The organism is Ideonella sp. P3_A4 (genome assembly GCF_056403075.1).
This window is the reverse complement of sequence record NZ_JBFUGE010000212.1, coordinates 1-10,251: the sequence shown is the minus strand read 5'-3', so window position 1 is coordinate 10,251 and position 10,251 is coordinate 1. Positions and strand designations below refer to the sequence as shown.

Sequence of the window (10,251 nt, the reverse complement as noted above, 5' to 3'; positions counted from 1 at the left end):
GCCCTCGGCAATCGGCTTCAAGATCGACCCGTGCCCGCCGCACGACCCGCAGAAGAAGGGCATCGTCGAGTCGGGCGTGAAGTACCTCAAGGGCAACTTCCTGCCGCTGCGGGCCTTCCGCGACCTGGCCGACCTCAACGCCCAAGCGCGGGCCTGGGTACTGGAGGAGGCCGGCGTGCGCTGCCACGGCACCACGCGGCGCACGCCGCTGGCGCTGTTTGCGCTGGAGGCGCCGCTGCTGCAGGCGCTGCCGTCCCAGGCGCCGGACCTGGGCGTGTGGCACCGGGTGAGCGTGCACCGCGACTGCCATGTGCAGCTCGAGCGGGTGCTGTACTCGGCGCCGTTCGCGCTGGTGGGCAAGACGCTGTGGCTGCGCGCCACCGACGCGGCCGTGGCGCTGTTCGAGGACTACCACCATGGGCCACCCACCCGCGCGGGCATGCCCCGGCCAGCGCAGCGAGCCACGCGTGCGGCTCAGACGCTGAGCGTCACGGGTGGCTTTTTCGATGTTTCGAGGTCTTGAGCCAAGTCGCGTTCACGGGGATCCGGGTCATGGCCACCTCGTAGTTGAGAGCCCGCAGCGTCCGCATAGCGTTCTTGAGCGTGACCTTGGAGAAGAAGGGCAGTTCGCTCGGCAAAGTCTTATTGGTCGCGATCGCATAGATGACGCTGTAGTCCGCCGCGTTCGGTCGGGCCAACGGGTCGGCGAGACGGCTTGCCGCCGGTAGCTTCGTGTTCAGGCGCTCGCGGAATACCTCGTCTTTCACGAACGTCTCCGCAGAGACGTGGCCCTGCGCAAACAGGTGGCTCAACGTGCTGGAACTGCGATAGAACTTTACGTGGATCAGCGTGCGGTGGTCCTTTAGAAGGTCACAAAACTCGATCTTGTCGTAGGAGCCGCCGAGTCGGATGTTGTTCGCGTCCATGTTGTAGTAGGTCGCGTCAGTTGCGGCCACCTCGGCGTTGTAGTCACCCTCTTTCGCGTGCTGATACTCCGGCAGTCCGAAATCGAGCACTGCCAGCGTGCGCAGAGATTCGTCTACGTGGGCAACGAACGAAGGTTTCACCCGAAGCCAATTGCCGTTGCGAAGAACATAGTGGGCGCCGTTGTCCGCGATCTCCGCATTGAGGCAGCGGTAGGACTGCCACATCTTGAGCGACTGGTGGTTGGCGTCGACCAGGTGGATCCAATGCCGGCGTAGGCTTGCGACACACAGAGACTCGCCGGCGCCAATCAGATAGGCATGCAGGTCACCGAGCTCAAGGGCCGGATGCATGGCCGTCCTATGACGCAAGTCGAACTGATAGCCCGCCAGAGCCTCCCAGTCGACGATTTCCGGGTCTCCCAGCCAGATGGTTGCGGGGTTGGGCTGGAGGAGCATCTCATCGAGCAGCACGTCAAGCACTTCGATCAGTATCGGGTCGCGCACCCGAACAACGTTGTCGACCCAATCGAACACGGCGGGCAAAGGCGCCTGATAGCGGGCGTGGATGTGGCGCAGCAGCGCGGGCAGCTCATCGGCCTGCACCGACAGCCAGATCGTCAGCGCGTCCCGTCCCGTTACTCGCGGTCCGAGCTTTGGGTCGGTGGAGCGACCCGTGATGGCGTACAGCATCTCGGATTCACCGTCGACCTCCAGATCGAAGATATCCACTCCACGGGAGCTCTGATTCCTAGAAACCAGCGGGTTATGGGTGTACGTCGCCTTGTCCAGCGCCCGAAGCTCGTTGGAATCCACAGAGTTCAGCGTGACGCGGAGCCCGAAATCACGCTCAACCGCGTCCTGTTGGATCAGGTGTTGCCCCATGCCGAACGACAAGAGGAAGGTTGCGTCCGCAGAACGCAAGACGAGCACGGCGCCGATGCTGTTGGGGCGGCCGAAGGCATCGTCAGGCACCTCAGGGAGCGCCGTAAACAGCTGAGTCCATGACGGCTGCGGCCGCGGCACCTCGGTCTTGACGTAGAGCCAGGCCGTGCCTTCGCCGATGTTCAGTCCGATGGGCGGGTCTGCCTTATCGGTCTTCAGCAGCTCCTGATCCTTAAGGTCCTTGTTCTTGATCAGATAGATGGACAAACCCAGGGCCTTGGGCTTCATTGCCACGGCTTCCTCCCCGGCGAGTTGATCTCGCTCGACGATGGAATCCGCAATGTGCTGACCGGTCGTCGGCACGGGAGAAACTGACGCTCGCGCAAAGACACCGGCAAGCGAGCAAGGAATTGCATTAGCCGGCCTACACGACAGCGGTCAGTCGCGACCAATAGTGTTCCTGCCTCACAGTCTCGGAGCGAGCCCGCGCCCGGGTTTTCCGGCAACGTGAGCGGCGCTGGGACGACTACTGGCAGCTCGCCGGCTGGCATTCGCAGCCACACCCTCGCGCCTGGTGGCAATGGCACTCGCCGGTCCTGCGGTTGAAGTGGCAGCCGCAGGCGTTCAGTCCGCCGCCATGAGCGACCTCGTCTTCCTCCTGCTCGGTCAGCGAAATGACCGCTAATCGACCGCAAGGCTTTGGAAGGTCATCCAACGTCGACGCTGAAGAGGCCAGCGACGTGATGGCAACAAGAGCGGTAAGAACGAGCGCACGCATAGAGTCCTCCTTGCAGCACTCGGCAGCCGACGAAAGGCAGCAGCTACCACCAGCACTATGCGCTTCTCTGCGCACATCGAGCGTTAGGGAATATCTCGTGGCTGCTGCATGTCGGGTTTTGGCCAGCGAATCCGTTTACTGTATGGACTGGGGGCACAGGCCGTGGCCAAGTCTGCGTTACACGAGATCCTCATGAGAGCTGACTGGTTGGTGGTGGTTGGATCGATTGCGGCGGTTGCCCTGCTGATATCAGCTGGGAGGCAACATGTGACCCTGAGCCGTCCGCAAGACCAGCCACCCGGACAACGCCTCGTGCTACCCGACTCCGCGGCGCACCCGTTGACGTCAGTCCAGCCGCCAACGGTTGCTGCACCGCGGTGGGAGGCAGCCCCACTACCGAGTCAGGCAAGAGCGCCTGTGTTCAACGGCTATCGCTGCACCGTCGACTGTTCTGGGCATGAGGCTGGGTACGACTGGGCCGAAGACCACGGCATCACGGACGCTGAAGACTGCGACGGGAACTCCGAATCTTTCATTGAAGGGTGCCGCTCGTATGCCGAAGAGCAGGAGTCGAACCTCGGCATGCGTGACAGCGAAGAGGACGAAGAGTAGGGCTGTCACTCTGCTCTTCCGGAGGCCCCATGCAGCTCTGATGGAAGGGCGGGCGGCCTGGTGCCTTCGACGCGGGTTGAGCGCGACCCATCGTTGGGTTTGGTGGAGCACCTCTCCTCCAACGCGACCCTGGCGAATGACCGCAGTCGGCGGCAACGTGGGGCAGCTTCAGGGTCGGGGGCCGCTGACCAGTGCGGGCGCGCGGAGCCATTCGCGAGTCTTCCGTCGGCTGCAACGGTCGAGTGACCGGTGACGCGGGCACAACGGGCGTACGCAGCGCGCGCTTTCAAGTGGCCGGTGACCGGGACCGCTGACGCTGAGCGCGCCGACGGCGAATGGCCGCGCCCAGTCTCGACTTGCCTTCGAAAGGCAGCGGCAAGTACGCAGCGGTTGCGGTCGCTCACGCCTCAGCCGCGAATGCAACAATGTTGGCCGCCTAGAAGTCATTGGGCCGACAGAGGTGTACAACTCTCTAGCGCGATGGCTTGGTTTTCCAGAGCCGCCACAGCACGGCTTGAGACATCCCCGTTTCGCACTGTTCCGGAGAATTCGAACTGGTTGTTGCAGCGCTGAGCGTCTTCAGCTTTGGGAGACCGCATCAGCCAGTAGCTTGCCAGGCATCCCTCGGATCAGCTCATTGAGCCGAGGTGCACGAATGCCATGGCCTGTTTCGCAAACGGGTGCAATTCCCCGTCGGTCACGCTAGTACGCGGGATCTTGCCCTGGGTGTCATGGTGGAACAGGCTGGCGAACTCGTTAAAGGACCGCAGGTCCTTGACTTGCGGCTTGAGCTGCTCGAGCGGGTTTCCGGCGGGCGCGCCCTCGATGAGCCCGATGATGACACCCATCGTCACGCCTTCCCGTATGAGGCCCGGGAATCGCCGATGCAGATTACCCTCGACAAGAACTCGCAGCGCCTGCGCCACGGGCAAGAGGTCATTGGGTGCTGCGCCCGACAGATAGTTCCACGTCGTACGGTACCGCTTGTAGTAGTCCGACTCGCACATCATCGAGAAATCCGCCGACGCCAGCTCAGAGAACTCACCCACACGGCGAATTTGCAGCGGAAGGACCTCGGGAACCTCTTCCTCGGCCATGATCTTTTGAAGCTCGTAGAGGAAGTACGCATCGTGCGCCAGAACGATGACCTGTGCGCACTTCTTGGCCACTTCGCAGAGGGCCGCGATGGTCTGGGAGCGGCGGTTGCTGTCGAGCGAAGCGAAGACATCGTCTAGCACCACCATGTTGGCAGCGCAACTCTTGTCGTGCAGGGCCTTCGCGAGAAAGAACGCCAGCGCCAGACTTCGCTTGTCACCGTCAGAGAGGACGGTGCTGAAGGATGGAGCATTCGCCGCGGCCTTGCCCGCGGGCACATGCTTCTCGCGCACCAGCACTCCGTACTCCGTGCGCGGGGTGGGCCCGCCCACGTAGCTGTAGCTCATCTTGCTGACCTTGAAGGGCGTGCGCAAGTGCGTCAGCCACTTGTTGATGTCGCCCTCGTACTCCGCCAGCAACAACGACATTAGCCCGTCCAGCTCCTCGCGCGCCTTCGCCTTGGCCTTCTCCTGTTTGTCCCGATCATCCTCGGCTTGCGTGCGCTCGTCGGCGATTGCGACTACCTCTGGTCCGTGACGGGCCTTTTGCGCTCGCACTCGAGCTAGGCTTGCCTCCAGCTGCGTCTTGTTCTCGGCCTGCAGGCCCTTCTTGAATTCGGCAATCTTCGTGTTTGCGGCCTCGATCATGGCGTTGTACTCATCGAGCGCCTGCATGATGGCGCCGCGAGCGTCGATGGCCCGCTTGAGAATGCCAGTGTCCAAGGGCTCCAGCGGCTGCTTGGCCTTAGCCTCGGCCGCGGTCTGAAGACAATCACGAATCTCCTGGGCGAAGGCCTTCAATCGAGAGGCGTCGGGCGCAGGGCAATCGAGCCGCAGTTGCTCGACCCATGCCTGCGCACGGTCTGCGTTGGCCTGGAACTCACTGGCCCAGTAGTCAATGGTGTCGTCGCTTAACGAGCGATGGGCCAAGCCGGGCAGCGCCCGGATGCGGTTGTTGTGCTCGTTGTACGCCGCGTTGAAGAACGTTGCGTACGCCTCGATGAGCTCCAGGCCCTTTGTCGGTTGGCCGCAGAACGGGCAGTTGTCATTCTTGAGGAAACGCTGACCATCGCCAATCCACCGCTCCGAGTCCGAGCCGCCGTGGCTCTGCACGTGCGCCCTTACCAGCGCGTCGGCGTTCTCGTGCATCTGCTTAAACGAGCTCTTGAGGACAGCTTCGAAGTCGTTGAACTCGATCTTAGGAAAGACCAGCGGCTTCAGCGCAGCTCGCTGGATGAGCGTCGTCGCCGAGTTGGCGTTTGCGATCCGCGCCTCGTAGTCTGCAATCTTCTGGTCGGCGTGCGGGTCTTCGGATAGCGCTAGGAAGGTCGTCACCGACATCGTGCCCCGGTAGCCCTGCAGCTTGCCCTCTGCCGCACTACGAGCTCTTGTAGCCGCCGTCATGGCCTCGTGAGCGTCGTCGACCTCCTTCTTCTTAGCCACAGCTGCGGTGCCCAAAGCAAAGTCCAGGAGAGACTGATGATGGTCGGCCTGAACCTCTCCGCCGGCATACACGTTGCGTTCGATGAATGCCTGGTCGAAGACCAACAAGCTTGGCATCGCAGCGTCCCAAGTGCCACCGTCAAACGTGACGTTGGTCCCGCCCGTTGGTAGCTTGAAGCGGAGCTGGACCCGCGTCGCACCTGTACCGCCGATGGTCGCTCGCGCAGCCATGGCCTGAGCGTCGGCAGCGGCGCAAGCACGCAGCACCGCCGACAGTGTCGACTTACCCCGGCCGTTGTCGGCGTAGATGAGTGTCGCCTGCTTAAGCTCGAGTGCCTTTGCCAGCGGATTCGCGAATAGACCTACACCCTCGAGCCTAAGAATTTTTTCCAGCACGACGTTGTCTCCCCGGCCTTCGCGGACGCATTCTTCCCAGAGGCGCCAGCCGCTAGCCTGCCAACCTTGCGGGGATATGCAGCGAGCGTTACCCCTCTCGATCCGCCTTGAGCGTCAGATTTCCGGCCCCTGGCGTACTCATCATTCGTAGCGCTGGGTGTCCTTCTAAGGGCGCATCCAAACAGGAAGCGAAAGAGCACGCATCGCACCTCCTCGTGGCACAAGGCCAGCCCCTTTGGGTCAGTGCATCGCGAGAACTATGCGCCCCCTGCCGATCAGTTGGCGTAGGGATAGTACCTGCCGATGGCCTGTCGGGTTTCGGCCGGCGAATCCGTTTCTTGAACCAAGTAAATCTCAATGGAAGAGAGGGACGATGGAAAGGCTCAATCGGGAACTGCAGCAAGAGATCCTGCAGCGCCTGGGAGGTGCATACCCGCAGAAGGTGAAGCCGGAAGAAATTGGATTCAAAGGCGACGATCGCCGCTTCATCGTCAACGCGTTCTATCTGGCCGAACACGACCTCATCAAGATCCTCGCCTCGGAGGATTTCGGCGTCGGTCCTCCGCCGATACTGCTGGTGTCCATCAATGCGCGAGGCCTCGACTTCCTTCAACAGGACGGAGGCCTCGGTGCCATCTTGAACGTTGTGACCATCCGGTTCGAGGCTGAAACGCTGCGTCGCCTGGTTGCGGCTAAGGTCGAGGAGAGCAGCCTGCCTCCGGAGGAGAAGGGGCGCATCAGGACAGCTCTCGAATCGATGGGCGCAGAAGGGCTGAAGGCGCTCGCCAAGGGTCTTGTCGAAAAGGGCTTGCAGCACGCTCCGGATGCACTCACGTGGGTGCAAGCGTTGGTGCTGCAGACCGGATGACTATCCTTCTCACGGCTTGGGCGCCTCGGCAGCGGAATGCGCCTTCACTCTTTCACCCGCATCGGAGGTTCCGATGAGCAATACGATTCTTGCCTCCCTGATCGCCGGCGGCGTGGCCGCGATGACATCCCTCCCAACGAACTTTGGCGCGGAGAGGTTCTGCGGGCTCGGGCCAACTACTTCGCTACCCCTTCCATCGGGCCATGATTGTCCGGTGGTGAGCAAAGCCGCCGTTCGCCCCTGTCGAACCGAATTTCCGAGTGCAGTCTGAGGCCTACCGCCGGTCCTCGGCAGACGACCGGTGGTCTTATGTCACTGCTCCACGGCGCTTGAGGACTAACCCGACTCCGGTTTGGATGACACTGATCAACAACGCATTGGGCCCGACCACCGGCGTGGACGGTGGTGGCCCGCAGAGTTCGGAGAAACAGGGGCAGCAATGAGCGACTGGGACTTCCTCCACGAGATGCACGAACGAGGCTACAGCGCTGACGACATCGCGCTGGCAGCCGGCGTCGGGTATGCGTCCTGGGAAGAGGTCTACATCAGCACGCAATGGCTCGACGAAGAGCTGAAGGACCAGCCACCAGATCCCGCCGAGTCCCTGAAGCCTAACGGGCCGTTCAAGAGCAGGGATGGGTTCCCGTTCTCCGTCTTGAAGCAGGCCGAGATCCTCGAAGACCTAGTTGACTGCGCCGAGCGCCACTTCAAAAACACGGGCAGGTACCTGCAGGTGTGGGGAGAACTTGGCGAGATCTACGCGGAGGTCAAGTTCGGCCTCTGCCGCCATGGGACACATCGCGCAGGTTCCGATGGGACCATCGGCGGCAAGCTAGTCGAGGTGAAGACTATCTCTCCTGAAAAGGCCAGCGGCCAGGTGATCGTCAAAAGCCAAGGTGACTTCGAGCAGTTGCTGGTCGTGCGCATCGACGAGAACTTCGAGTTCAGGGGCAAGCTCTTCGATCGGGATGAGTTGTCGGGTGGTCAGGGAAGGTTTCTCCGAGCCCGGCTGCAGGAAAGTAGTGACCGGCCTTGACCGGCACGCGCGGGAGCATAGCGACCTCCTCTTCCATTGGGATCGCCGCTATGTGGACGCCAACGTTCGAATGCAGGAGAAACTGTGCTTCAGATCGCTACTGGAAAGCTGTTCGTTCGAGCGGTGCAGCGCGAGAACCTGCTCCGCGGAGTGTTCTACACGAATGCCGCAATTCGTTCCGAAGAAGCGATCGGCACCGTCATCGGACGACTTTTACCTTCGTCGGGCACGTCGATGCGGCCACAAGCTGTGGTGTACGAGTTCACCGAACGGATCGAGGCTGRAGAGCACGGGCCAGGCATCCTTGTCTCTTCAGGTGTCGACCCGTATCTCCGAGAGTTTGCAGTCGTTGCCGCCTTCGCCTTGGACTGCGTGTGCACGCCAGACGTCGATCTTTGCCGGCGATTGGCCAGCGGCCAACGTGGCCTATCGACGCGAGTGGCGCCGAACAGCCTAGTGCGTCGATTTTTCGACGCGGAAGTTTGGTGTAAGCCTGAAGAGCTGCAGTTCTTCATTGATTTCACGACCAAGCTGATCGGGCTGCCTCGGTCGACCTTTCTTGGGGTGATGCGAGCCCTGCGAACGTACGTCAACGGCATGTATCGCATAGCCGACGACCTGGAACTGGCCTACACCCTGTTGGTTGCATCAGTGGAGTCCCTGGCGCAGGACTTCGACGGTCATCAGAACGACTGGCAGTCCCTCGACGAGCGTAAGAGGACTGCAATGGACAGCGCACTGGCTGGCGCTGATGTCGAGTTCGCGCAGCGTGTCAGGGTGGCCCTCTTGAGTGTCGAGCACGTCGCACTGGCGCGCAGATTTCGGGAGTTCGCCGCTGAACACACAGGGCCACAATACTTTAGGYCGACCGGGGCCGCGGATGGTCTGGCGCTCGGACGATCGGAGCTAAAGGAGGCTCTCGGTCTGGCGTATCAAGCTCGCTCGAAGTATGTGCATCAGCTCATGCGGCTCCCGCACGGCGTAACGCAGGGCCATCGGCACGCCGAGATATCCGTTGAGGACCGATCGACGTACCTTACCCTCCAGGGACTGGCTCGCCTGATGCGTTGCGTCATCATCGAATTCGTCTCAAGGCAACCTGCCGTAGACCGAGAGCCTTACAACTACATGCTTGAGCGCGAAGGCATCGTTCAAGTGCGGATGGCTCCCCAGTATTGGGTAGGGCGGACCGAGGGAAACATTCAGTTCGCGGGACGAGACAAGCTGGAAGGCTTTTTGGTGCAACTGGCCTCTTGCTTGTCGAGGGAGCCGGATGCCGTCCTTACAGATCTCCGCCCCGTGTTTGCCGTGGCAATGGAGTTCATCCCAACGATTGAAAGACGCCATCGCCTGCCTTACCTGGCCCTAATCGTGGGGTTTAACGCGTATGTTTCACCRCAGGAGCAGGCGCCGATTTCGGCAGCAGTCCATGCGCTGATTGCTCAGGAACTGGTGGAAGTCAGCTCGGAGGCACTGTTGGTTCACCTCCTCGATGGCCAGGATTTGCCGTGGTCAGTCGACGAGCATGCTCAGGCAGTTCAGCACTACTTACGGCGCCGCGGGGCAAAGAACGGTCTGCGCTTCCCCCGACTCTTCGAGGCAGCGCTCAGTCTCGAACTGGCAGAGCGGTGCCGCGCCACAGGAGATATGGCCCGTTGCAGGGAGAGCGTTGCGCTAGCCGTCGAAAACCATCCTGGTCACCTTCGGCTCCAGGAGCTCGAACAGCAGCTGAATCTACAGTCCCCCATCCGTTGGCGTGACGTGCTTCTGCCGCTGCCAGAGCAGCGCGAGACAGTGGAGGCGCATGCTTGAACTACTGCGTACCGGTGGAGGGTAGCTACTAGCCGATCATGGTTCGACTTGTGCGGTGGCTCCGCTGCAACTGGCCGGCGCTATCGGTGCTTTTCGAATGTCGGGTGTCAAACTCAGCGGTCGCTCAGACCACCCGCCGCCAATGACTCAGCTCAGTAAGCGTCCGGCGAACCCGTCTTGAATGAGGGGGTCGCAGCGATAACGATCGTGTCCACGTACGAGATAAGTGGACACGATGACAAGCGAGAAGACAGCGACTCGGAAGCGCTACAGCAGGGAGCTCAAGGCGCAGATCAGGGCCGAGTGCGATGCGCCGGGCGCGTCGGTGGCCAAGGTGGCGATGTCGCATGGCATCAATGCCAACATCGTGCACGGCTGGCGCAAACAGGCCCGCGAAGGCGCCG

Annotated in this window: 8 protein-coding genes; 6 read left to right on the top strand and 2 right to left on the bottom strand. The window is 61.7% G+C overall.

From position 1 onward, the window contains the following. A partial coding sequence (locus tag AC1DYI_RS18395; RefSeq protein WP_477205576.1) for a Mu transposase domain-containing protein occupies nucleotides 1-523 on the top strand: 523 nt, incomplete at its 5' end. Here AC1DYI_RS18395 and AC1DYI_RS18390 read toward each other — a convergent pair. Next, on the bottom strand, nucleotides 489-2,171 hold the full coding sequence (locus AC1DYI_RS18390; protein WP_477205575.1) for a TIGR04141 family sporadically distributed protein: 1,683 nt from the start codon (nucleotides 2,169-2,171) through the stop codon (nucleotides 489-491). The two genes, AC1DYI_RS18395 and AC1DYI_RS18390, sit on opposite strands and share 35 nt — an antisense overlap. 832 nt (nucleotides 2,172-3,003) lie before the next feature. Between AC1DYI_RS18390 and AC1DYI_RS18385 the strand changes: the two genes are divergently transcribed. After that, complete coding sequence (locus tag AC1DYI_RS18385; protein ID WP_477205574.1) at nucleotides 3,004-3,198, top strand: hypothetical protein; 195 nt, start codon at nucleotides 3,004-3,006, stop codon at nucleotides 3,196-3,198. A gap of 629 nt (nucleotides 3,199-3,827) precedes the next feature. Here AC1DYI_RS18385 and AC1DYI_RS18380 read toward each other — a convergent pair. Continuing rightward, nucleotides 3,828-6,131, bottom strand: a complete 2,304-nt coding sequence (locus AC1DYI_RS18380) for an AAA family ATPase (RefSeq protein WP_477205573.1) — start codon at nucleotides 6,129-6,131, stop codon at nucleotides 3,828-3,830. A 373-nt stretch (nucleotides 6,132-6,504) separates the two neighbouring features. Between AC1DYI_RS18380 and AC1DYI_RS18375 the strand changes: the two genes are divergently transcribed. The 4 genes from AC1DYI_RS18375 to AC1DYI_RS18360 all read left to right on the top strand — a co-directional run. Next, entirely contained in the window at nucleotides 6,505-6,999 is a 495-nt protein-coding gene (locus AC1DYI_RS18375; RefSeq protein ID WP_477205572.1) for a hypothetical protein, read from the top strand. A 439-nt stretch (nucleotides 7,000-7,438) separates the two neighbouring features. Then, the gene (locus AC1DYI_RS18370; RefSeq protein ID WP_477205571.1) at nucleotides 7,439-8,035 is read left to right on the top strand and encodes a hypothetical protein; all 597 of its coding nucleotides are present in this window, start codon (nucleotides 7,439-7,441) and stop codon (nucleotides 8,033-8,035) included. A gap of 84 nt (nucleotides 8,036-8,119) precedes the next feature. After that, nucleotides 8,120-9,847 carry a hypothetical protein gene (locus AC1DYI_RS18365; RefSeq protein ID WP_477205570.1) on the top strand — a complete coding sequence of 576 codons (1,728 nt, stop codon included), beginning with the start codon at nucleotides 8,120-8,122 and terminating at the stop codon, nucleotides 9,845-9,847. A 235-nt stretch (nucleotides 9,848-10,082) separates the two neighbouring features. Beyond that, the coding region (locus AC1DYI_RS18360; RefSeq protein ID WP_477205577.1) for a transposase at nucleotides 10,083-10,251 on the top strand (169 nt) is incomplete at its 3' end.

Bases quoted from the DNA above. Each gene is read 5' to 3' on its own strand.
- AC1DYI_RS18375 (WP_477205572.1), top strand. From the start codon at position 6,505: ATGGAAAGGCTCAATCGGGAACTGCAGCAAGAGATCCTGCAGCGCCTG.
- AC1DYI_RS18370 (WP_477205571.1), top strand. From the start codon at position 7,439: ATGAGCGACTGGGACTTCCTCCACGAGATGCACGAACGAGGCTACAGC.